The 22,214-nt window shown below is 33.4% G+C and carries 27 protein-coding genes and 1 pseudogene; 18 read left to right on the top strand and 10 right to left on the bottom strand.

Going from position 1 to position 22,214, the window contains the following annotated elements; translation table 11 throughout:
• Window positions 1–80 precede the first annotated feature (80 nt).
• From JFU54_RS16995 to JFU54_RS17015, 5 genes are all read left to right on the top strand, one after another.
• A complete protein-coding gene (locus JFU54_RS16995) occupies window positions 81–461 on the top strand; it encodes a GntR family transcriptional regulator (RefSeq protein ID WP_000805181.1) in 381 nt (126 codons plus the stop codon).
• Window positions 458–1,330: an ABC transporter ATP-binding protein gene (locus JFU54_RS17000; RefSeq protein ID WP_063219717.1), complete on the top strand. Its 873-nt coding sequence runs from the start codon at window positions 458–460 to the stop codon at window positions 1,328–1,330. Before JFU54_RS16995 ends, JFU54_RS17000 begins: the two co-directional genes overlap by 4 nt.
• Entirely contained in the window at window positions 1,327–1,998 is a 672-nt protein-coding gene (locus JFU54_RS17005) for a DUF4052 family protein (protein WP_201065542.1), read from the top strand. Before JFU54_RS17000 ends, JFU54_RS17005 begins: the two co-directional genes overlap by 4 nt.
• Before the next feature lie 35 nt (window positions 1,999–2,033).
• Window positions 2,034–2,513, top strand: a complete 480-nt coding sequence (locus JFU54_RS17010) for a CcdC family protein (protein ID WP_012261130.1) — start codon at window positions 2,034–2,036, stop codon at window positions 2,511–2,513.
• A 117-nt stretch (window positions 2,514–2,630) separates the two neighbouring features.
• A complete protein-coding gene (locus JFU54_RS17015) occupies window positions 2,631–3,140 on the top strand; it encodes a 2'-5' RNA ligase family protein (protein ID WP_012261129.1) in 510 nt (169 codons plus the stop codon).
• 15 nt (window positions 3,141–3,155) lie between these two features.
• Here the strand turns inward: JFU54_RS17015 and coaW are convergent, their stop codons facing one another.
• The 8 genes from coaW to JFU54_RS17055 form a co-directional block, all read right to left on the bottom strand.
• Complete coding sequence (gene coaW / locus JFU54_RS17020) at window positions 3,156–3,977, bottom strand: type II pantothenate kinase (protein WP_016101207.1); 822 nt, start codon at window positions 3,975–3,977, stop codon at window positions 3,156–3,158.
• Between the two features lie 27 nt (window positions 3,978–4,004).
• Window positions 4,005–4,403, bottom strand: a complete 399-nt coding sequence (locus tag JFU54_RS17025; RefSeq protein WP_063219714.1) for a 3-hydroxyacyl-ACP dehydratase FabZ family protein — start codon at window positions 4,401–4,403, stop codon at window positions 4,005–4,007.
• 55 nt (window positions 4,404–4,458) lie between these two features.
• Complete coding sequence (locus JFU54_RS17030; protein ID WP_012261127.1) at window positions 4,459–5,658, bottom strand: LL-diaminopimelate aminotransferase; 1,200 nt, start codon at window positions 5,656–5,658, stop codon at window positions 4,459–4,461.
• 174 nt (window positions 5,659–5,832) lie between these two features.
• On the bottom strand, window positions 5,833–6,201 hold the full coding sequence (locus JFU54_RS17035; protein WP_002065911.1) for a hypothetical protein: 369 nt from the start codon (window positions 6,199–6,201) through the stop codon (window positions 5,833–5,835).
• A gap of 179 nt (window positions 6,202–6,380) precedes the next feature.
• Window positions 6,381–6,683 (bottom strand): hypothetical protein, encoded by a 303-nt coding sequence (locus JFU54_RS17040; protein WP_002136836.1) that lies wholly within the window; start codon window positions 6,681–6,683, stop codon window positions 6,381–6,383.
• 165 nt (window positions 6,684–6,848) lie between these two features.
• Window positions 6,849–8,051 (bottom strand): MFS transporter, encoded by a 1,203-nt coding sequence (locus JFU54_RS17045; RefSeq protein WP_002013379.1) that lies wholly within the window; start codon window positions 8,049–8,051, stop codon window positions 6,849–6,851.
• A 293-nt stretch (window positions 8,052–8,344) separates the two neighbouring features.
• Complete coding sequence (exsC, locus tag JFU54_RS17050) at window positions 8,345–8,779, bottom strand: exosporium protein ExsC (protein WP_002165595.1); 435 nt, start codon at window positions 8,777–8,779, stop codon at window positions 8,345–8,347.
• Window positions 8,780–8,949: 170 nt separating this feature from the next.
• The gene (locus JFU54_RS17055; protein ID WP_078179002.1) at window positions 8,950–9,102 is read right to left on the bottom strand and encodes a YqbF domain-containing protein; all 153 of its coding nucleotides are present in this window, start codon (window positions 9,100–9,102) and stop codon (window positions 8,950–8,952) included.
• 483 nt (window positions 9,103–9,585) lie between these two features.
• Between JFU54_RS17055 and JFU54_RS17060 the strand changes: the two genes are divergently transcribed.
• The 8 genes and pseudogenes from JFU54_RS17060 (at window position 9,586) to JFU54_RS17095 (ending at window position 14,912) form a co-directional block, all read left to right on the top strand.
• Complete coding sequence (locus JFU54_RS17060; RefSeq protein WP_002013374.1) at window positions 9,586–9,924, top strand: hypothetical protein; 339 nt, start codon at window positions 9,586–9,588, stop codon at window positions 9,922–9,924.
• 218 nt (window positions 9,925–10,142) lie between these two features.
• Window positions 10,143–10,928, top strand: a complete 786-nt coding sequence (locus JFU54_RS17065) for a class I SAM-dependent methyltransferase (protein WP_002192837.1) — start codon at window positions 10,143–10,145, stop codon at window positions 10,926–10,928.
• Window positions 10,929–10,997: 69 nt separating this feature from the next.
• Window positions 10,998–11,186, top strand: coding sequence for a DUF3970 family protein (locus JFU54_RS17070; RefSeq protein WP_002013371.1), 189 nt, complete (start codon window positions 10,998–11,000; stop codon window positions 11,184–11,186).
• A 77-nt stretch (window positions 11,187–11,263) separates the two neighbouring features.
• A pseudogene (locus JFU54_RS17075) lies at window positions 11,264–12,228 on the top strand (nucleoside hydrolase).
• Window positions 12,229–12,352: 124 nt separating this feature from the next.
• A complete protein-coding gene (locus tag JFU54_RS17080; protein ID WP_002013368.1) occupies window positions 12,353–12,595 on the top strand; it encodes a GlsB/YeaQ/YmgE family stress response membrane protein in 243 nt (80 codons plus the stop codon).
• A gap of 92 nt (window positions 12,596–12,687) precedes the next feature.
• Window positions 12,688–13,083: a hypothetical protein gene (locus JFU54_RS17085; protein ID WP_002084959.1), complete on the top strand. Its 396-nt coding sequence runs from the start codon at window positions 12,688–12,690 to the stop codon at window positions 13,081–13,083.
• Between the two features lie 254 nt (window positions 13,084–13,337).
• Window positions 13,338–14,183, top strand: coding sequence for a DUF5700 domain-containing putative Zn-dependent protease (locus JFU54_RS17090; protein WP_002165597.1), 846 nt, complete (start codon window positions 13,338–13,340; stop codon window positions 14,181–14,183).
• Between the two features lie 24 nt (window positions 14,184–14,207).
• Entirely contained in the window at window positions 14,208–14,912 is a 705-nt protein-coding gene (locus JFU54_RS17095) for a YjgB family protein (protein ID WP_003189720.1), read from the top strand.
• Window positions 14,913–14,926: 14 nt separating this feature from the next.
• On the opposite strand, the gene JFU54_RS17100 is transcribed toward JFU54_RS17095, so the two are convergent.
• Window positions 14,927–16,132 carry an MDR family MFS transporter gene (locus tag JFU54_RS17100; RefSeq protein ID WP_201065545.1) on the bottom strand — a complete coding sequence of 402 codons (1,206 nt, stop codon included), beginning with the start codon at window positions 16,130–16,132 and terminating at the stop codon, window positions 14,927–14,929.
• A gap of 62 nt (window positions 16,133–16,194) precedes the next feature.
• On the opposite strand from JFU54_RS17100, the gene JFU54_RS17105 reads away from it, so the two are divergent.
• The 5 genes from JFU54_RS17105 (at window position 16,195) to JFU54_RS17125 (ending at window position 21,768) form a co-directional block, all read left to right on the top strand.
• Window positions 16,195–17,970, top strand: a complete 1,776-nt coding sequence (locus JFU54_RS17105; RefSeq protein ID WP_049772869.1) for an SgrR family transcriptional regulator — start codon at window positions 16,195–16,197, stop codon at window positions 17,968–17,970.
• 158 nt (window positions 17,971–18,128) lie between these two features.
• Window positions 18,129–18,752, top strand: coding sequence for a YhbD family protein (locus JFU54_RS17110; RefSeq protein ID WP_012261120.1), 624 nt, complete (start codon window positions 18,129–18,131; stop codon window positions 18,750–18,752).
• A gap of 13 nt (window positions 18,753–18,765) precedes the next feature.
• Window positions 18,766–19,476 carry a bactofilin family protein gene (locus tag JFU54_RS17115; protein WP_002189907.1) on the top strand — a complete coding sequence of 237 codons (711 nt, stop codon included), beginning with the start codon at window positions 18,766–18,768 and terminating at the stop codon, window positions 19,474–19,476.
• A 25-nt stretch (window positions 19,477–19,501) separates the two neighbouring features.
• Window positions 19,502–20,209: a polymer-forming cytoskeletal protein gene (locus JFU54_RS17120; protein WP_012261119.1), complete on the top strand. Its 708-nt coding sequence runs from the start codon at window positions 19,502–19,504 to the stop codon at window positions 20,207–20,209.
• Window positions 20,210–20,232: 23 nt separating this feature from the next.
• Window positions 20,233–21,768 (top strand): MDR family MFS transporter, encoded by a 1,536-nt coding sequence (locus JFU54_RS17125; protein ID WP_012261118.1) that lies wholly within the window; start codon window positions 20,233–20,235, stop codon window positions 21,766–21,768.
• Between the two features lie 54 nt (window positions 21,769–21,822).
• Here the strand turns inward: JFU54_RS17125 and JFU54_RS17130 are convergent, their stop codons facing one another.
• A complete protein-coding gene (locus JFU54_RS17130; protein ID WP_002032538.1) occupies window positions 21,823–22,143 on the bottom strand; it encodes a hypothetical protein in 321 nt (106 codons plus the stop codon).
• Window positions 22,144–22,214: the final 71 nt, after the last annotated feature.

Here is a 22,214-nt window from a genome sequence, read left to right on the forward strand (position 1 = left end):
AAAATTATGGAAAAAAATATAACGTTGTGCTATGGTTAATTACATAAGTAATGAACCTATGAACCTAAGGTGGTGAAATCGTGAAACCTACTCTAGAACAAAATAAGTTAATATACATACAAATTGCAGAAACAATTGAATCTGATATTTTAAAAGACATATTACTTGAAGAAGAACAAGTTCCGTCGACAAATCAATTTGCGAAGATGTTACAAATTAATCCGGCTACAGCTGCAAAAGGAGTAAATCTACTAGTAGATGAGGGGATTTTATATAAAAAGAGAGGGATCGGGATGTTTGTTACAAAGGGAGCAAAAGAAGTCGTACTAAAAAAAAGACAGCATGTTTTTATGACTGAGTATTTACCTAAAGTGTGGGAAGAAGCAAAAGTACTAGAAATATCAAAAGACGAATTGATGGACATGATACACAAAATTACGAAGGAGGGGAAAGAGGGATGATTGCACTTGAAACGAAAAACTTGTCTAAAAAATATAAAAAGAAATTAGCTGTTAACGAAGTAACTATTTCATTGGAAGAGCATAAAATATATGGTTTGCTTGGAAGAAACGGAGCGGGGAAAACGACATTATTAAACATACTTGCTGGTCAAATTATTTCAAGTAGTGGAAGCGTAGCTGTATTTGGTGAAAATGTTTTTGAAAATAGTAAAGCGATGCAAAATATTTGTTTCGTTAGAGTGAAAGAAGAAGCTCATCTAAGTTATAAAGTAAAAGAAATCTTTAAGATGTGTAGCATGTTTTATAAAAATTGGGATGGAAAGTATGCTACAGAACTTGCAGATAAATTTCAGCTTAATATGACAGAGAAATACCATAAGCTATCACATGGCATGCAAACCGTCGTAGGAATTATTCAAGGATTAGCAAGTAGGGCACCAATTACAATTTTTGATGAACCAACTACTGGTTTAGACGCAGCACATCGCGAGTTATTTTATAGTTTACTATTAGAAGATTACGGTGAGTATCCTCGAACAATTATATTATCAACACATTTAGTAGAAGAAGTAACCCATGTTATTGAAGATGTAATTATCATAAAAGAAGGAAGACTAGTTGTTCAATCATCGGTGGAAGATTTATTACAGCAGGGGCATATAATTTCAGGAAAAAAAGATAAAGTAGATGCGTTTTCGATTAATAAAAAAGTTATAAATCGAGAAGTTTATGGAAATAAGGGCATTGCTGTTATATGGGAAGAATTTACTAATGAAGATTATTACTCTCTTGAAAAAGAAGGATTAGCAGTTGATGAAATTACATTACAAAAACTATTTATTCACATAACTGGTGGTGAAGTGAAATGACGATGTTAATGAAGCAGTTGAAGTTACATATAAATTTTCATTATAAGGCAATTTTAATATTTTGGATCGCAGCTTTATTAATAAAAGGGGCTATGAATGCTGTTAATTTATATGGAATGAAAATTGGTTATTTACCTGAATTTATCAATAATCCTTCTATAGCAATTATGATGTTTATAATAGGGAGTACTTTCATCATACAAGATGATTTATTTCGTTTAGCCATTTCATTTGGTGTGACAAGGATACAATATTTTATCGGAGCGATTTGTTATATTGTACTGCAATCCGGACTATTTTCATTACTTCAAGTAATGTTTTTACAAGATATAAAATATAATGTGGGGAATGCTAGTTTTGGAGAACTATTAGCAAAACAGTTTATTTTACAATTTTTATTTTATGTTACGACAGCATGTTTCTTTCAAGTAGTAGTTGTTTTTAAACAACGATTTAAGTGGATCGGTCTTATGATTGGTGGAACACTTTTTTTAACAACAAACAGTGTGCTTTATGGTGAGGTAGGAATAAAAGGTTTATTATTTACAAGCGATCTATCTTTAATAGATATTCCCTATTTTACTGTGATTTCAATTGGATTAACCATTCTATATATCATAACTAGTAGTATATTTATTCGTAAAGTTTCATTTGAGCAAACGGTTTAAAATATTGTTAGATTATTATAGAAAGAGGGAAGACAATGGGAGATACTTCTTCACTAATAACCGTCTTTTTATGCGTGGCACTGCTAATTTTTTGGCGCCGTTATCGTTCTATGTATAAGCCGATAAAGGGAACGGGAAAACGTATTTTGTGGCCATTACTATTTTTAACACCGGGTATTTTATTGTTTTTTGGTCCAGTACATCCAGCTATAGTACAAGTGACTATAGCAGCATCCATTGGGGTGATTTTCGCAATCCCACTTATATTTCTAACAAACTATGAGCGAAGAGAAGACGGAAACATTTATACGAAAAAAAGTGCTGCCTTTTTAATTACTTTTATCGGAATTGTTATTTTAAGATATAGTTCAAGACAATATATCGTTGGCTTAGATCCGCAAATAATTGGTTTATTATTTTACGTCGTTGCGGTGTCTTATATTATTCCGTGGAGAATTGCTTGTTATATAAAATTCAGGAAAGTTTGGCGAGAAAATAATAATCATGCTATATGAAAACTTCTCATTTGAGAAGTTTTTTATTTTTCTATGTAAGTGAAATAACTTGTTGAAGTGCAAGCTACCATGCAATATGATAAATATAAAAAATTGAGGAGAGTGGGGGATATAAAAATGCGTACAATTTTACTTTTTCTAACTAACATGTCTACTGATGAGATAGAAAATATTAGAGAAATACACGATCCTTTATTTGGTTTAATTCCTCCCCACATAACAATTGTATTTCCTTTTGAAGGTAATATTTCAAATGATGAATTGAAATCACATATTTCGAATCTAGCAAAAGGGATAGGTACAATTGAGATTAAGTTTGCAAGTGGTGTAACTAGTATAGGAGGCTATTTATTTTTAGGAATTGAGCAAGGAAAAGAACAAATAGAAAAACTACATGATAAATTGTATACAGGCCCCTTATTACGATTTTTGAAAAGAGACATTCCATACATACCACATGTAACAGTTGGGAGAAAAGATAGCGCGGAGTTAGCAACTGAAATAGCGAAGGATATTCCTAGTTTTCATGAGAAGTTAAATTGTGTAATTGATAGAATTAGTGTGGAACGAATTGGTGAGAATGGAGAATCAATTATTGAATTTGAAGTACCATTGCAAAAAAGCTGACAAAAGTCAGCTTTTTTATTTCGAACTATGAAGTAAAGCACCAATTGCACCACTATAACCGCCGTCTTGTAAAAAGACTGGTATTTTGTTTTGATATTCTGTATAGCTACTAATAATATTTTGAAGATGTACGTTATTACATAGAGTAGAACCGATGTAAATGATATGGTCAATATTTTTTGCTTCGGCGAATTGAAGACTTAATGCTGTGACGACTTCACCGACAAGTCCTTGAACGGTAGCTAGTATATCTGAACTACTATAATTTGAGTCTGTAATGGTCGCTTTTCCGAAATTGCTAGCAGTTAAGTTATTATCAAGAGGGGAGAGAATCCCACCATAAATATCTCCAACTGTAATATCTAGACTGTTTCTTGAACCAATTTTCGTAAGCGGAATCACGTCTTCAAAATGATCTATATTTGTTAATAGTTTTGAAAGACCCATAATAGTACCACCGCCAACTCCAGTTCCACCAGCGCGAACATATTGCTTGTCGTGAACATAGTGAATGGAAGTACCTGTACCGATATTTGTTAATACAAAGCTGTTTATAGCACGTTTTTCTTCTTTTAGTATGTATCGTACTCCTGCTAAAGTAGCTTCAAACTCGTTTAATTCTACTATTTTATATGAACTTGAAAGGAGTTGTTCTAACTGTGTAGCTTTACCACCTGTAATGCATAATTGTGTAATTGAATTATTATTATGAAGCCATTCTTTAATTCTTTCTTGTTCATATGAATAAAATTTTTCAAAAACTAATTTGTTCATTTCGTTAAAGTAAGCAATTTTTGTTAATGTTCCCCCAGCATCAATACCAACAACATTCCGCATTTCCCTACCCCTTACTATGTAATCTGTTTAATCAGCTTGATATATTAATAGCTTTTCAATGGTAACGATTGATTGACCGTTTACAGAGGCAATTCCTTTCCCAAGAACAAAACCTCGTCTGTTACGTGTTAATTCATAATGTAAGTCAAGTTTATCACCGGGATACGCATTTTCATGAAATTCCACCCCATCTAAAGAGGAGAGGAAACCAAGTCCTTCAGATTCACCTGTACTTACAAAAGCACTAAGTTGAGCGAGTGCTTCTACAATTAGCATATGAGGCATATAGTTTTGATTTTTATTAATAAACCACTCGTTATTTGTGATTAGTTTGTATCCTGTAGCCGATTGAGATTCTTTAACGTTTGTAATTTTATCAATCATTAAAAATGGATAGTGATGGGGAAGAGTATCTTTAATATTCATATCGTACCTCCAGGAATAATAATACCCCTGCTAAAGTTAAGCAGGGGAGTTATTATTAATTCTTAACTAATTCTTCTATTTTTTCAATAGAGAAAATACCACTATTTTTAATGTTTTCAACTGCTTCTTGTAATACTACTTTATCTTGAACAAGTGCAATACGTACAAAACCTTCGCCATGAGGACCAAATGCATGGCCTGGTGTGACAACGACATTTGCACGATCCATAAGTGCATAAGCGAACTCTAGCGAAGTCCATCCTTTCGGAATTTCAGCCCAAACGAACATACTTCCAGCTGGTTTATCGACATTCCAACCGAATTTGCGGAATCCGTCCACTAAAGTATCTCTACGTTCTTGGTAAATTTCACGGTTTTTTTCACAAAATGCAGCGCCGTGTCGTAATGCAGCGGATGCAGCTTTTTGAATTGGTAAAAACACACCGTAATCTGTATTAGACTTAAATTGCGTAAGCGCGCCGACAATTTCTTCGTTACCAATCATATAACCAATACGGCTACCAGCTAAACTATAACTTTTAGATAAAGAATTAATTTCAACGCCAACTTCTTTTGCACCAGGTACAGATAAGAAGCTAATTGGCTTTTGACCATCAAAATAAAATTCAGCATAAGCAAAATCATGGACAACGATAATATTATGTTTTTTCGCGAATGCGATTACATCTTTAAAGAAATCTTCATGTGCCATTGCTGGAACTGGATTTCCTGGGAAGTTCAAAATCATCATCTTTGCTTTATTGGCGATTTCTTCAGGGATAACTTCTAAGTTAGGTAAGAAATCATTTTCTTTTTTTAATGGCATGTAGTAAGATGTTGCACCGGCCATTTGAATTCCTGTTTCATAAGCTGTATATCCTGGATCAGGAACTAGTATTATATCTCCCGGATTTGCAAAAACCATAGGTAAATGAACGAGTCCGTCTTGTGAACCCATTAATAATAAAACTTCTTTTTCAGCATTTAATATAACGTTATGAGTGTTGTTGTAATATTCAGTTACAGCTTCGTGAAATTCTTGAATACCAGATAATGTATATCCGTAACTTTCTTTTGCACTTGCTGTATGTACCATTTCTTCTCTCACAAAATCAGCAGGAGGCATATCAGGATTCCCGATACTTAAATCAATCATTTTATGACCTGCTGCAATTTTCTCTTTTTTATAGGCCCCTAATTCACTAAATATAGAAGATTGGAATGCTTTCATTCTAGTTGCTAAAGTGTAAGTCATCAAAACCCCTCCTAAAAACAGTGTTTTCTTTCTGTATTTTTAATTATTCTGAAAACACATGTTTACATTTTATCATTTTTTTATGAAAATTAAAACGATTGACAAATTTAGAGGGAGGATAGTAAGGGGAAATAAAAATAACGCAGAAAATATTTTCCACGTTATAAATGACAATTATTTGTTTGTTTTTTTGTATGTACATGTTTTTTCAGTTGTAAAAAAGTATACATTTAATTTATTATCGACAACTTTTAAAGATTGATCCGATGTAAACGAGTTACCATAATCAATACGATACACGTTAGAATTTTTAACAAACGATCCTTTAAATAAATCCTCTTTTTTATTTGTTGTTTGCATTTCCACTAAATTGTGAACAACCTTTTCTTTCTTTTCTTCTTTTACAACTGTTTCAAATTTATAATATACAGGGCATTCACCTTTTTTATTATCAATGACTTCCCAAGAGCCGTATATATCATTATTGCTACATCCACTAAGTAGAACGATTAATATAGGGAAAATAAATAGAAACTTTTTCATTGTGTACTCCTTTCTTATTAGTTTTTATAAACGTGCGAATACGATAGGAATATTGTAAAAAATAAAGTTTAAATTTTTATAAAGAATTATTAAATTTCACATAAAAATTTGGAGAAAGGTGAGATTTTCAAAATAAAAAGGCATGAATCTAGTGTAATGCTAGATTCATGCCTAGTTCTCTATCTTATGTTATGTTTTTTGAGGATAAATGAAGCGGAAAGAAGAATGACAATTCCATTTACAATATATACATTTACAATAACGAAGACTAGGTTAGCTGCTCCCAAACCACCTTTATCGAATATAGAGGTGAATGCTGTAGTAGTCAAAAAAATAATGGGAGTTAACAATAAAAATAGGAAACCTGCAACAATCCTTCTTTTAAAGTTATTTTGAGATAAGGAAATGGCTAAAAAATTAAGGACGCCAAACATGATCAATGAAAAAAGAAGGATAATTAATAATTGGATGCCATCAGACATTTCCACAGCTCCTTTTTGAAAAATCTGTAATTTATTTTATTCGAAAGTAGTAGGGGATAATCCTTTAAATATTTGAACTACATAAAGAAAATAGATTTTAATCCTAGAAATTCAAAAAGAATGGACCCAGTATAATACGGGATCCATTCTTAAAAAGTATTAGTTTTATAAATTCGCAGATTGTGACGTTTGTTTTTCAAATTGTTTCTGCTTAGATAAGGAAATAAAAATAATCAACAACGAAATGACTCCGAAGATGAGAACCATATATTGTAACCCAATCGTATCTAAGAAGAAGCCAGTTCCAAGTAAGACAATTTGGAACATAACTCTCTCAAACATATTACGGAATGAGAAGAGGCGACCGTGATAGCTTTTTTCTACTTTCGTTTGGAAAATTGTCGACATAATAGGGAAGAAACAGCCGACACTAAAGCCAAACAAACCAAACGATGTAAGAGCCATCCATTTTATATCGCTAAAGAACAATGAAAGGTGTGCAAAAGCGGTACAAACAGCGAAGAAATATAATAATTTTTCAGGTTTGAAATGGTCAGATAAACGTTTAATAACGAAGGCACCTAACATAAATGCGACACCTTCAATTGTATATATAAATCCTTTAATCGTTGGATCATGTTGCATTTCGCTAATGTTAATAACCATTAAATTGAATCCAGCTATAAATAATAGAGGGATAATACTTAATATAAGTGCTGTAAAAGCAATAGGAATTCCTTTTAAAATACGAAACACTTCCATAAAGCTATTATCTTTAGCCGATTCTTTACTTGATGTAGTTGACTTTTTATCTTCAAATTGTAGGAAGAAAGTTGAGAGGAATAATAAAGCGTATGCTGCCATTGAGAAGGCATACATATACTGTAAACTCATTACAACTAAAAGAATTCCACCTAGTGAAGTACCCGCAATACGAGCGATTGTACCAACATTCATATGTACACCGTTCATCTGTAATAACTCATGCTCACGAACGATTAGAGGAATTACAGATTGTAATGCAGGGAAATAAAATGCAGCTGAAATTTGAAGTGCAACCATAAATGCAATCATGAATGCGATACTTTCATATTGAATGGCGAAAAACATGAAAATAACACTAATAACACGACCGAAGCCAGCGTAAAGAAGAACTTTCTTTTTTTCATACTGATCAATGACACGACCAGCCATTGGACCAACTAGAACGCCAGCTAACAGTCCGATAAATAATATAACGGATTTCATAAAATCAGAAGGGACGTATTTTTGCATAAATTCAAGATTACCAAGAATACCAAGCCATAACCCTAGACCAGCAATAAACTCCCCAATTAACACAATCCAAACATTTTTATTACGCCACATAATGTAAAACCTCTCTGTCTTTTAAAATGAAAAACTCGTATATAAAACCTCCTTATTTTATGTATTATTTTTAACGAACTTTTTTAGAGTCAGAGTCTATATTACGTGTTTCATTAATGGATTTCAATCTTTTTGATTTGTAAAAAAATGATGAATTAAGTGATACAATGGGTAACTAAAAATACAAAAAATTCATAAGTAAATTCAAAGGGAAGGTAAGTGTGGGGAAAATAAAAAAAGTAAGAACGCAGATAATACGTCTTACTTTTCTCAAAAAACCAAAATAGATTAAATTAGCAACACTTATGATCTTGTCCAATAGCTAAGCCGCTAAAAGACAGAGGACCAACAATGTCTGCACTTGCACCACTAGTAAGGTTTTCTACAGTTAATGAATACTCGTGAGTCCCGCAGCTAACATTTTGATCTATAGCTTGAAATGTTTGCGCGTAAAATTGCTCAGAATCTGTAGATTCAATCCCTACTTGAGCGTTGAAGATTTCTGTATTGTCACGGAAAATTCGGAATAAAACTTGTGAAATCTCAGTTATACCTTTAACCCCAACTGTAGCAATTAATTCTACTCGATTATTACGTGAATCTCTTCTGGAAATTTTTAATTTAATACTTGCTAGAATTGCTTTTTCTGGGGAATGGGGAATTACAAAAGTTGTTTCACCTGTTTTATTTAAAGGTTGAGTAGCTTGATAATCAATGATATGAGTCATATTCGTCACCTCCTCATATACTAAAATATGAAGGTAACGATGAATTAGCTTGGACATATACTATAAGATTTTAATAGAATTGAGGAGTAATGTTGAATAAAGGGAGATAATATAAAAGCATCAAGAAAAAATCCCAATTATGAGAGTCATTTTTTGATGCTTTTCATACTTTAGGCGGAATATTCTTCTTTACGTACTTCGAAGAATTCATTCCGGCGTAAGTAATTAAAAATTTTTTCCGAAACCTCTTCTTCATGAGACACTAAGAATCGTTGATCAAAAGCATAGAAAGATTGACCTTTAATTAATTTTACGTAGTATATTTTACACGCCTCCTTTAAATTAGGATTCTTAAATACTTTATATTATGATGACCTATCTGGTTGTTAATAATACTTAAAGTTTCAAAGGGAAGAAGTATAAATTCAAAAAAACATTGAAATAGCTTACAAATCTGTAATGTTTTTGTCACCTTTGCCGATAGTTAAAATTAACCAGTATCTTCTATACTACAAATAGGTTCCATAAAACAAGGGGTAGAAAGATGGAGGAAGTAATTGGAGAAGTTGTAGCAGGGATTTGTGAATTTGTAGTTGAAGTTACGGTGGATGTTTTAGGAGATTTAGTTTCCGGAAATGATGAAGAGAAAGAAACATTATAAAGTTTGTAAAAAGTTTAAAGATAAACAATGTGTAAAAGCTGATTTCTAAAGGGAAGTCAGCTTTTATATTTTTTACATTATATTAATAATATTTAAATATTAACCTGTTACGATATTAATGAAATCAATAAAGGAGCTGACCGATATGAATATGCCGAATTCTAGATGCGATGTACCTGATTCTAGTACGATTGTAGCGAATATAAATGAAAAAGAATATCACTTTATTGTTCGTATACATCCACTTGCAGGAAAGATGATAGCGCTATTTGAAAATGGGAAAGAATATGGCTTGCTTGATAAGGAAATCGCTAGTAGGGATAAATTTATTAGGTCAGAGCTTACTAAGTTGAAGCATTTCAACATAGATATTCTTTATGATAGTCCTGGGTGGATATGGATTGGCATGGACCAATATGGATTGCATGCAAGAGAGGCTACTAATAGCGAAGTAGAAGTTATTTTGAAGTTACAGGGGGATTAGACGTGTAAGAAGATCCTCAAATTTAAGAGATACTTTGTGGGGGTGTGGGATAATTCCCCATAACCTTTTTTGTTTTGTGCTTAAAAATAAAAGAGTTAAATTTTTTTGATAGAAGGTCTCTAATACAAGAGACGAGATTAAACTAAAAGAGGATTTGAAATTATATAAAGAGAACTTATAAATTAAATATAATACTTTATAGAAAGAAGATGATAAAAGTGAGTAAAGAAGAACTTGTGAAACAACAATTTGGTAGTAATGCAGAGAAGTATGTGAAAAGTAAAATTCATGCAAAAGGACTGGATTTACAATATGTAGTTCAGCAAGTTGAAACTCGTCATAATACTCGTCTTCTTGATATTGCTACTGGTGGTGGACATGTTGCTAATTTGTTAGCCCCAATGTTCAAAGAGGTAGTCGCTCTTGATTTAACAGAAAAAATGTTAGAAAAAGCAAAAGGTTTTATAGAAGGGAACGGACATGAAAATGTATCATTTGTAGCAGGACATGCAGAAAGGTTACCATTTGCTGATGATTCCTTTGATACAATTACATGCCGAATTGCAGCACATCACTTTGTTGATCCTTTGCAATTTATTTTTGAAGTAAATCGAACGTTAGAAGATAATGGATTATTTATATTAATTGATAACGTTTCACCAGAAAATAATGAGTTTGATACATTTTATAACTTTATCGAAAAGAAGAGAGATCCAAGCCATGAACGAGCTTTGAAAAAAACAGAATGGATTACTTTATTAGAAAAACATGGTTTGCAAATGCAGTCATGTCATACTTTTGACAAGAAGTTCGATTTTGATTGGTGGTGCGATATGATGGATGTTCCTATGCAAAAACGTGTAAAGTTAACAGAGTGTATGATGAAAACATCAAATGAAATGCAAGAATTTTTCAAAATTCAATTTGGAAACAATAAAATAGAATCGTTTTATACTGAAATGGCACTGTTCGTATGTAAAAAAAGTTCAACATTAAAAAGATAAATTTCTTGCAGTCTTTCTGATGTACGATATACTTAGTACAGAGAAAATGAGAATTGAGGAATAGTAATAATGATTCGTGTACGTATTGAGGGAACTGAGGAAGAGATGCTTGAATTTTTAGAGAAAATGCCTGACATTCCTGGGTTTGAAAAAACACATATGAGAGAACCGAGAAAAGGGAATAATCCGAAATATGATTCAAGCAAAAGTGTACTAGCATATTTATCTTATAAAAAGATTGAAGTCGCCAATAAATAGGCGGCTTTTTTAATTATCTCTGTTTCACCGCCTTGTCTTTTTCGCATAATAATAATAGTAGATTATGCTGGAGAGGGGTGAGGAAAGTTAATAAAAAAATAATCTTTTTCGGAGATTTTGGTATTGATGATGCAGTAACGTTAATTTATGCGAATAAAACATGCAAATTAGATATTATCGGTATCGTTGCAGAGTATGGAAATGTATCAAGAGAAATTGTTACGGAAAATGTTTATTTTTTAGAAAGATACTATGCTACAAAAGTGAAGATTATTGAAGGTGCCAGTAGACCAATGACAGCTGAAGAACCTTTGTTTTTCCCTGAAATTCATGGGGATCACGGTTTAGGTCCAATTATTCCACCGAAAATGAGAATTTGTGACAGAGAAAATTTTTGTGAATTGATTAAATTAATTGAGCCTTGTCCAGAAGATATTATTATAGTGGCGACGGGACGATTAACAACACTTGCAACATTATTTTTATTGTACCCCAATTTAATGAATCGAGTATGTTCTTATTATATAATGGGCGGTGCTTTTCTATTTCCGGGAAACGTTACACCTGTATCAGAAGCTAATTTTTACGGCGATCCAATTGCCGCGAATATCGTTATGAAATATGCGCAGAATGCTACAATATATCCGTTAAATGTAACGCAGCGTGCTCTTATTACCCCTGAAATGGTCGATATTATTGATAAAGAAGGAACAGGGCAGGCGAAACTCATAAAGCCAATGATCGATTTTTATTACGAGAACTTTTACAAAAAGAATATCCAGGTATTGCTGGGAGTCCGATTCACGATTTACTTCCGTTCATTTCATTTATAAATGATGATATTTTTGAATATAAAAAATCAGCAGTTTGGATTAGTACGACGAATGATGTAACGAGAGGTCAAAGTGTTGCAGATTTTAGAAAAATAGCTGAGCCAACGACGTTTGATAATCGTCCTATACAAAAAATTGCCGTTGAATTTAATTATCAAGCGTTTAAAGACGAATTTATGAGAACAATATTGAAGCCAGATTGTCCTTAAGAGGGTGAGCAGATTTGAATGATTTTCATAAGACGAATAACTTACGAAAAATGTAACATAACTAATGGTAAGCAATTGTTTCTGATTATAATTTTTATTGGTCAATTATAAAGGAGGAAATGATATGATTTGGTCTTTAATCGTTGGTGGTATATTAGGATGGTTTGCAAGTTTAATTACTGGGAAGGATGTACCTGGCGGTGTAATCGGTAATATTATTGCAGGTATTGTCGGTTCTTGGCTTGGTACAGCGTTACTTGGTAAATTCGGACCTGTTATAGGCGGATATGCGATTGTTCCGGCTTTAATAGGCGCGATTGTTTTGATTTTCATCGTAAGCTTTATATTCCGTGCAATGCGGAAATGAATACAGGGGACTGTTTACATTTGTAAGCAGTCCCTTTGTATTATGTTGTCTAATCTGTTATGCTACTGTTATACAATCAGGAGGTGTCAGCATTGAAATCATTTACAGTAAATTTTCATCAAGAGGATAATGCAAAGGCAACAACAGTACATAAATTAAGTGAAGAGGACTTCGAGAAAGCAACAGAAAAAGGTACTCGTCATCTATTTGATTTAGATACAAACGTTGGTTTCTTCGTATTCTTTGATGCTGAAGATACAGAAGGAAACGAGCAATACTTAATGTTACAATATGAAGGAGATCATGAAGAACCAAGTGCTTGCTACGGATTTGATTTGAAATTGTTCTATCAATTTTTAGCACTATACTTAAATGATCTTGAATTCCAAGGTGAGACAAATGAAGAAGAGGAAGAAAATGGTCCAATTCATCATTTAGCGCACTTACTTTACCATATCGTTGAAGATGGTAAATCTATCGAAGTATAAAAATACATAATTGAAGCTGTCCTTTAATAGGACAGCTTTTTTAATTATATAAATAGTTAATCTTAATGGATTTCTGATCATGACAAATGATTTGAATAAGATTCAGAAGGAACAAAACATTAAACCAGCAGAGAATGAGTATTCACTTTCTGCTGGTTTTTTGCATTTAAAGGAGATTTTGTAGCAGTTTAATTCAAGTTACAAAAAGGATATAGCGAGTATGGAGAGAAGGTGTATACAAGGAGATGAATAAGATGATTAACAATACAATTCCAAGCTTTTTGAAGCTTTTGGAAAGCGATGATATAGGATTACATGACTTGGACAAATATTATGATATGTATCCAGAAGCATTTGAAGAGTATTTTAATTATCATTGTCCTAAGACGGAAGAACGTCTTTCTAGTGCAATTAAAAAATATCCTGAAAAACTAAAAGACATCCGTATTATTTCGGAAACTTTACCATCTATTATTCAAGAAATTAGTGAGGAGTATCACATTCAATTTGGTTTTAATATAGATTTGACTTTTCATCTATTTGTAGGTGGGTTTGGCTCCAATGCATTTGTAGAAAGAGATATTATTGGGGATATATTTCTTTCGGCAGAAAAATTATCTCCTGAAAGGGAGCATCTTCGTGTTATCGTTGCTCATGAAATTGGTCATATATATCATAATTTCGTATTGCAAGAGAGTGGAATGGATTGGACTAAAGCACAATGGACTGATGCAGCGGTTAGTTTATATCGTGAGGGAGTCGCGACATATTTATCGCAAAGAATAGCTAAAGGATTAAGTAAATCAGTCTATTATTCATATGATAATGATGGTGACGATTGGTTGTATTGCTATGAAGAACATAAAGATCATATTAAGAAACATTTTTTACAAGATTATGTTAAAGGGTGGACAGATGAAAAAGAGAAAGAATGGTTCCGTTTATCAGGAGGGACTTATTTCGGATGCAACCGACTCGGTTATTTTTTAGGAACATCGTATATGGAGTATATTGTGAATACTTTCGGGGAAAGCGAAGCACTTACTTTTTGGACTAAAAATAATTTAAAGAGTAGTGTTATGGAATGGTTACAAAAGTGAATATATTGAAGAGGGAGGTTGAAAATGATGAAAGTATATATGAAAGTACTTATATTTTTCCTAACTTTAACGTGTGTAGCGGCTTTAACCGCATGTACTAACGCTGAGGAAAAGAAGCAAACTAATTCAACATCAGAAAATAGTACGGAAAAAAAGAGCGATACGTCAGAAAAGAGTAAAAAGAATGAAGAGACTGCTCCCAAAAAAGAGAATGAACCTGTGGAAAAACCAAAAGGTCAAGAATCGGTAAAACCTTCAACGGAGTCTAATACGAAAAATACAGTGCTTAATCAAAAATCAATTAACCATGTAAAAGATTTATTTGAGCAAGCGAAAGAAGGTAAAGTACCTAACGTACCATATGCAGCTCATACAGGAGATATTGAAGAAATAGAGAAGGCATGGGGAAAGGCAGATAAGACTGAGCAAGCAGGAAACGGGATGTATGCAACTTTTACAAGTAAAAATGTAGCATTTGGCTTTAATAAAGGATCACAAGTCTTTGACGTACGCTCTTACCATTCAGAGCTCAAATCGATTACGTTACAAGAAATCGAAAAGGCTTTAGGAAAACCAGCGTCTGTTAAAGAAAATGGTAATGATAAAATTTATGTTTATAAAGTAAATGACCAGTTTGAATTGAAATTCGTAATTCCAAAATCGACTGGTAAAGTACATCATATTTCTGTGTTCTCACCGGAGGATAGTATTAATAAAATGGCAGGTTAAATGAAGAGCTGTTCCTATAGGGACAGCTCTTTTGTTTTGTTTCTTTCTAACGATTGAACAAAAAAAGCTTGAATGATACCACCGATTATTAATAAGAAGGCGCAAATATAAAATAGAGTACTACCGTTTAATTTACTTAATAACAATGCACCTACAAAAGGCCCACAAGTTCTTGAAATATCCCAATGTATACCGTATATAGAAAAATATAATCCGCGTCTATGACTTGGAGCGATTTGTGAAACGAATCGTAGTAAGTGATTCAAAGCTATACTTTGCCCAATTACTAAAAAGAGCAATGTGAAGAATAATGACCATATTGTTGTGGAATAACCGTAGCCAATCGCAGCTAACGTATAGCAAGTATAGGAAATAACAATGATTTTAGGCATAGAAAATCGTTCAGACCATTTCACAAGGAAAATTTGGAGCATAACTTCCATGATTGCTTTACAAGTTGAGATAAATACGAGTATGAATAAAAAATTTGGAAATACACTTTCGGCGAATATACGATAATTTGATTCGGTTTGGGCGTAGAAAAAACTAATCGGTAGCGTAGAAACCATAAGTCCAAACACAGCGTAATGCTTTGAAATAAATTGTTTTGGCGAATATACTTCTTTAGTTTTATTAACGCTTTGTCTGAGTGGGACCGTTTCAGGAAGCTGCGTCCAAACGAGAATAGCATATAGCGTAAGGGCTACACCTTGCAAAATAAATATATACTCAGGGTGACTAGTATAGAAAAAGGCGCCGATTAATGGGCCAATTACAGAGCCGATTGCTCCCGTAGTATGCAGAACAGCAAATATTTCTGCCTGTTGTTCTTCCTTCGTTAAGTCAGCGATTTGTGCTCGCTGTGCCGGTATATATAAAGAGCGTCCAATACCATTTACTACATACAATAAGGCGAAAAAGGCGACTGATTCAGCAAAAACGAAGCCGCTTACGGCAAAAGCTTGTAAAAGTAATCCGAGTAACATTATTTTCTTTCGGCCGTATTTATCTGTTACACCCCCAGCGATTAATGTAAACACAATATCAGCGAGAGGCTGTAATCCGAAAAGAAGCATTGTAACGATGACATTACCATTTAACGCTTTATTAACATGAACGATAAAAATGATAGCTAACATCGCTTCAGTCGTTCGGACTAACAATTCACCGAACAATCGAATGAGAATAGGCTTATTATAATGTTTTAAAAGATACTTCATTTTTATTTCCTCCTTTCTATATTGAAATGATAAGATGGAAGCCAGAAATGAAAAAGGGTAGAATGAAAGAGGAAGATTTTTCATCTTTTAGGGGGCGTTTTATGATTATTTTGGAGCAATATATGCACCTGTGGCTCCAGTATGGAAATGGGAGAGCAGAGGGAGAACAATTAGAAATAACAATACAAAATATATCTGAAACATTATTTTGTACAGAGCGAAATAGTAAATTAATCATAAAAAAATTAGAAGAATTTAATTGGATTATGTGGTTTCCAGGCCGAGGGAGAGGAAATCGTTCAAAGTTGTTATTTCAAAAACATCCACTTTCTTTAATTTTAGAAAGAGGAAAAGAAATAACGAAACAAGGGGACGTAAAAAGTGGAGGTGCATTTATTGAAAGATATAGCTCGTATTTTCCATCACTTCAAACGCAATTTCAAACGTGGATTGATTCGATATTCGGTTATCAAGTCGAAAGGACATCTAAAGGGAGAAGAGATGTGCTACGTTTGCAAGTCCAAATGAATCTAGATATTGCATTAGATCCTGTATACGCTACGATGCGTTCGGAATGTCATATGGTAAAGCATATATACGACACGTTAGTGTATATAGACGGAAATACAAACAGTGTAGAGCCAAGACTTGCGTTTTATTGGGAATATGATGACCAGAAATATATATGGACCTTCTACTTACGAAAAGGTGTTCAGTTTCATAACAGGAAAGAATTTACTGCTTATGACGTTGTACATACATTTAAACGATTTATGAAAGAGAAAAATAACCCGCATGCTTGGATGTTACAGCACATTGAAAGTTTACATATTCTTGATGACTACATTGTGCAGATTCGTTTATCTACAGATAATAAGTTGTTTTTACATGCTTTAAGTACAGAACAGTGTTCTATTGTAAATGAAGATGGAGATGGAAGGTTAATCGGTACTGGACCGTTTCGATTATGTGAAAAGAATGAGGATGTATTCGTATTAGAAGCAAATGATTTATATTTTCGCGAGCGACCATTTCTCGATCGAATTGAATTATGGAATGTAGAGCACAGTGTAAATACGTGCGATATTTTAGCGAAAGCACACTATAACAATATAGAAAAGCATCATAAAGAACTAACTAGACTTGAGTCGAATGTAACATACATTACATTAAATACCGCAAAAGAAGGACCTATGCAAAACACGATGTTTCGGAAAGCTCTACATAAAATCATTCATAGCAATGCGCTTATCGAGGAATTGCAAGGAGCGCGCGGAGAAATAGCAGAAGAATTGGTTCTAACAAAGGGTGGCACTATACATATAAATGAGGACATATATACGCTTATTAAAGAGAGCTCTTACCGTAATGAAACATTGCGACTATATACATTTACAGAACAAGATCATGTTGAAGATTCATATTGGATACAAAAAGAGTGTGCGAAGTATGGCGTCACTATTGAAGTCGTTTTTCTTGAAACAAAAGAGTTATTGCAAGCAAGTACGATACAAAAGGCTGATATAATACATGATAGTGCGACAATTAGTGAACGGATTGAAGAAAGTTTACTATATATGTTTCTTACAAAAAACAGCTTTATTCATCAACATAGCAATATAAAATTTAACGAAGTATTGCAGTCTTATTTTATAGAGAATCAATTAGAGAAACGGATGACACTGTTACACGATATTGAAGACACATTGTTACGCCAAATTCATATTATTCCTTTATATCGTAACAAACAGCAAGTAAGTTCACACGAAAAAGTGCAAAATATAATGATTAATCCACAAGGTTGGATCGATTTTTATCAAATATGGTTTAAGCCTTGATATATAAAGGTTCTTATGCATTTTAGTAAGATGTGTAAGAACCTTTTTTGTATGGAAATGAAGTTTGTTTTGCACATTTTTACGCTACATGTTATAAAAGTTCATTTACAGCGTAACAGTGTTATGTTACATTGTTGTTAGGAAGGAGTGATATACAGTTGATTACAAATTTAATTTCAAAAAAAGATTTATTAGAGTTAACTGGTATTTCATACGGACAGTTATATAGGTGGAAGAGAAAAAATTTAATACCGGAAGATTGGTTTGTACGGAAGTCAACGTTCACAGGTCAGGAAACATTTTTTCCGAAAGAAAAGATATTAGAGCGTATTGATAAAATTCAAACGATGAAAGAGGATCTATCGCTTGATGAATTGGCAAATATGTTTTCACCAAGCGTAACAGAGATTCTTTTAGCAAAGGAAGATCTCATTCGTAAAGAAATTACATCAGAACCTGTTTTACAATTTTTCATGGAGCAAACGAACAAAACGGCAGATTTTCAATTTGCAGATATTCTTTATGTATACGTGTTAGAAGAACTTCTTCAATCAGGAGACGTTAGCTTAGAAGAAGGGAAAATGGTTTTACAAGTTTTACGTGAAAATTATGAAGCGATTAAACATAAAAATTGTGATTTAGTTATTATTCGGAAGTTAGGGATTTCTACATGCTTCTTAGTATCAAGCGTTGAGGATTTAATTTTTGAAAAGGGAACAAAGATTGTTTTACGTGTAGCAATTATGAAATATACCGAAGCATTAAAAACTAAACTGTTGTAGTGGAGGAGAAATAATGCGTACAGAAAATTTAATTATAAACGGATATGGTTCATCAAACGGTGGAGAGTTTCATAAAGTGCAACTAAATGGAAAAGGAACTGTTAATGGAAACGTTGAGTGCGACCAATTTGAATGTAATGGTTACGGAATTGTTACTGGTGATTTGAAAAGTAGCGATGCGAGAATTAGCGGATCAGGTAAAGTTGAGGGTACAGTTAGTGCGGAAATGATGCGAATCGATGGGAAAGGGACAATTACACAAGATGTAAAGGCGACCACTTTAAAAATTGCAGGAAAAGGGACGATAGGTGGTAATGTAACTGGTGAAGAATTTAAAATCAATGGTCAAGCGACGATTGATGGTAATTGTGAAGTTGATATTTTTTCTTCAGAAGGGCAATTTACAGTTGGTGGATTATTAAGCGCAGATGAAATTAATATAAATATTCATGGTACATGTAGAGCGAAAGAAATTGGTGGCCAAACCATTAAAGTAAAACATAGATTGAGTGCTTTTAGTAGACTATTTAAAACAGTATTTGGCTTACAGTTAGAAGCTGAACTGCTAGAAGGTGACAATATCGATATTGATTATGCTCACATTAAAACAGTAAGGGGAAACAATGTTACTGTAGGGCCGAACTGTGAGATTGAACTAATTGAATATACTGGGGTTCTTACTGTTGATAAAAGTGCAAATGTAAAAGAAATTAAGCAAGTTTAAGTTTAAAAGGGAGAGAGGAATCGGTATGGAAAATCAACATAGTCTTACTGTCAATGGATCAGGTAGCTCAGCAGGTGGAGATTATAACAAAGTAAAGATACGCGGCGAAGGAACAATCTCTAATCATATGAGTTGTAATGATTTTAAAACGTATGGTACAAGTGAAGTACGTGGCAATATGAAAGCGAAAAATTATGTCGTGTATGGAGATAGTGAAGTACAGGGGAATATGGAGGCGGAATATGTAAAAGTATATGGCAATGCCCAAGTACAAGGCGACGGACAAATTAATAAAATAAAAGTTAGAGGTATGATAGAATTTAAAGGGAAGCTATCCGGTGATTTCGTAGATGTGAAAGGCGCTTTAAATGTAATGGGAGATATAGAAGTAGAGGAATTATTACTAACTGGTGGTCTTGAAAGTGATGGTTTGCTTAATGCTGAAAATATTGAGATCTCACTTCGTTATGAAGGAAGTAAAGTGAGAGAAATCGGTGGGAAAAAGATTACAGTACGTAAAAAAGCGAGATTTATACCTTTTACAAGTCATGCAGGAAGCCTTCAAACATCAATTATTGAAGGGGATGATATTTATTTAGAACATACAATAGCAGACGTAGTAAGAGGAAATCATGTTATAATTGGCCCTGGCTGTGAAATTAGTGTAGTAGAATATCACACTAGTTTTAATCAGAAAGGTAATGCAGTCGTAAAAGAACATAAACAAATATAAGTAGTATGAGGGAGAGCAAGGTTATGGTTGAGAAGAATAATAAGCTCGGTTTTGTTGTGGCGGGCTTATTGCTAGGGATTTTAATGGCATCAATGGATAATACCATTGTCGTAACAGCGATGGGAACAATCGTTGGTGATTTAGGAGGCCTTGAAAACTTTGTATGGGTCGTTTCTGCCTATATGGTCGCAGAAATGGCAGGTATGCCGATTTTCGGTAAACTATCAGATATGTATGGTAGAAAGAGATTCTTTATTTTCGGTTTAATCGTATTTATGATTGGTTCGGCACTTTGTGGAACTGCTGAAAATATTACACAGTTAGGTATTTATCGTGCCATTCAAGGTATTGGCGGCGGGGCACTAGTGCCGATCGCATTTACTATCGTTTTTGATATTTTCCCTCCAGAAAAGCGCGGGAAAATGGGTGGTTTATTCGGAGCAGTATTTGGTTTATCAAGTATTTTCGGGCCATTACTTGGCGCATATATTACGGATTATATTAGCTGGCACTGGGTGTTTTATATTAACTTACCACTTGGAATTTTAGCACTTATTTTTATTACATTATTTTATAAAGAGTCACGAGTTCATAGAGAACAAAAGATTGATTGGTTTGGCGCAATTACTTTAGTTGGTGCAGTAGTTTGTTTAATGTTCGCCTTAGAATTAGGCGGACAAAAGTATGATTGGGATTCTAGCTTTATTTTAAGTTTATTTGCTGGTTTCGCTATTTTAGTAATTGCTTTTATTGTTATTGAACGAAAAGTAGAAGAACCAATCATTTCATTTGAGATGTTTAAACAACGTCTATTCGGAATGAGTACAATTATTGCCTTATGTTACGGGGCGGCATTTATGTCAGCAACTGTGTACATTCCGTTATTTATTCAAGGCGTATACGGTGGTACGGCAACAAACTCAGGATTATTGTTATTACCAATGATGTTAGGATCAGTAGTTACAGCGCAGTTAGGTGGATTTTTAACATCGAAACTTAGCTACCGAAACATTATGATTATTTCTGCTGTAATTATGCTAATCGGATTATTCTTATTAAGTACATTAACGCCAGAAACAAGTCGTATATTATTAACAATTTATATGGTTATTATCGGTTTTGGAGTTGGTTTCTCATTCTCTGTACTAAGTATGGCTGCTATTCATAACTTCGGTATGGAGCAACGCGGTTCTGCGACTTCAACGAGTAACTTCATTCGTTCATTAGGTATGACACTTGGTATTACAATCTTCGGGATGATTCAAAGAACTGGTTTCCAGGATCAATTAGAAGAATCGTTTAAAGGTATGAGCGGAGGCATGAATACAAACGCTTTAGGAGATTCAAGAGCTATTCTATCAGAATCGGCAAGATCTCAAATTCCACCGCAAATATTAGATAAAATTATTGAAGCTCTTTCTAGTTCAATCGTTCAGACATTTATGTGGGCGTTAGTCCCCGCAAGTTTAGCGTTCGTATTCGTTTTCTTTATGGGAAATGAGCGCATGGTATATAAAAAAGAACAAAACAAGGTGAAAAGTGAAACATCAAAAGCGTAAAGAAAAATCTCCTTTCAATTTTGAAAGGAGATTTTTCTTATGTACGGAGTCGAATTAGCCTTCGATAATTTCGTATTCTTCGTCTGCTAATAATAAAATTTGTGTTTTCTTACCTTTGTTTTGAACTTCGATTACATCATATGTACCTAAGTCTCTTAGCTTGCTTTGAGAAGCGTTAACCATAACTTCCATAGAATCAATTAAGATATCTTCTTCAACGTATGATTCAGGTAATGCCATATCTTCAGTATCTAATACACATGTATATAGATTTTGTAAGTTCTCAGCAGTTGGGTTTTGTTCCTCAACATCAATGATGTTTTTTACTGCTTCCATATTTTCTTCTTTTACTTGATATACTTTAATTTTAGTCATTGTTTTAATCTCCTTTATTACGTAATCTTAGAGGCTGCAATTCATCCCGCAATAACGAGCAGTAGACTCCC

This window comes from Bacillus sp. TH19, from assembly GCF_016651075.1.
GTDB classification, from domain to species: domain Bacteria; phylum Bacillota; class Bacilli; order Bacillales; family Bacillaceae_G; genus Bacillus_A; species Bacillus_A mycoides.

Coding starts and splice junctions, on each gene's coding strand:
- JFU54_RS17000 (WP_063219717.1), top strand. CDS start 458: ATGATTGCACTTGAAACGAAAAACTTGTCTAAAAAATATAAAAAGAAA.
- JFU54_RS17005 (WP_201065542.1), top strand. CDS start 1,327: ATGACGATGTTAATGAAGCAGTTGAAGTTACATATAAATTTTCATTAT.
- JFU54_RS17010 (WP_012261130.1), top strand. CDS start 2,034: ATGGGAGATACTTCTTCACTAATAACCGTCTTTTTATGCGTGGCACTG.
- JFU54_RS17015 (WP_012261129.1), top strand. CDS start 2,631: ATGCGTACAATTTTACTTTTTCTAACTAACATGTCTACTGATGAGATA.
- coaW (WP_016101207.1), bottom strand. CDS start 3,977: ATGCGGAATGTTGTTGGTATTGATGCTGGGGGAACATTAACAAAAATT.
- JFU54_RS17025 (WP_063219714.1), bottom strand. CDS start 4,403: ATGAATATTAAAGATACTCTTCCCCATCACTATCCATTTTTAATGATT.
- JFU54_RS17030 (WP_012261127.1), bottom strand. CDS start 5,658: ATGACTTACACTTTAGCAACTAGAATGAAAGCATTCCAATCTTCTATA.
- JFU54_RS17035 (WP_002065911.1), bottom strand. CDS start 6,201: ATGAAAAAGTTTCTATTTATTTTCCCTATATTAATCGTTCTACTTAGT.
- JFU54_RS17040 (WP_002136836.1), bottom strand. CDS start 6,683: ATGTCTGATGGCATCCAATTATTAATTATCCTTCTTTTTTCATTGATC.
- JFU54_RS17045 (WP_002013379.1), bottom strand. CDS start 8,051: ATGTGGCGTAATAAAAATGTTTGGATTGTGTTAATTGGGGAGTTTATT.
- exsC (WP_002165595.1), bottom strand. CDS start 8,779: ATGACTCATATCATTGATTATCAAGCTACTCAACCTTTAAATAAAACA.
- JFU54_RS17060 (WP_002013374.1), top strand. CDS start 9,586: ATGAATATGCCGAATTCTAGATGCGATGTACCTGATTCTAGTACGATT.
- JFU54_RS17070 (WP_002013371.1), top strand. CDS start 10,998: ATGATTCGTGTACGTATTGAGGGAACTGAGGAAGAGATGCTTGAATTT.
- JFU54_RS17080 (WP_002013368.1), top strand. CDS start 12,353: ATGATTTGGTCTTTAATCGTTGGTGGTATATTAGGATGGTTTGCAAGT.
- JFU54_RS17090 (WP_002165597.1), top strand. CDS start 13,338: ATGATTAACAATACAATTCCAAGCTTTTTGAAGCTTTTGGAAAGCGAT.
- JFU54_RS17095 (WP_003189720.1), top strand. CDS start 14,208: ATGATGAAAGTATATATGAAAGTACTTATATTTTTCCTAACTTTAACG.
- JFU54_RS17100 (WP_201065545.1), bottom strand. CDS start 16,132: ATGAAGTATCTTTTAAAACATTATAATAAGCCTATTCTCATTCGATTG.
- JFU54_RS17105 (WP_049772869.1), top strand. CDS start 16,195: ATGAAAGAGGAAGATTTTTCATCTTTTAGGGGGCGTTTTATGATTATT.
- JFU54_RS17115 (WP_002189907.1), top strand. CDS start 18,766: ATGCGTACAGAAAATTTAATTATAAACGGATATGGTTCATCAAACGGT.
- JFU54_RS17120 (WP_012261119.1), top strand. CDS start 19,502: ATGGAAAATCAACATAGTCTTACTGTCAATGGATCAGGTAGCTCAGCA.
- JFU54_RS17125 (WP_012261118.1), top strand. CDS start 20,233: ATGGTTGAGAAGAATAATAAGCTCGGTTTTGTTGTGGCGGGCTTATTG.
- JFU54_RS17130 (WP_002032538.1), bottom strand. CDS start 22,143: ATGACTAAAATTAAAGTATATCAAGTAAAAGAAGAAAATATGGAAGCA.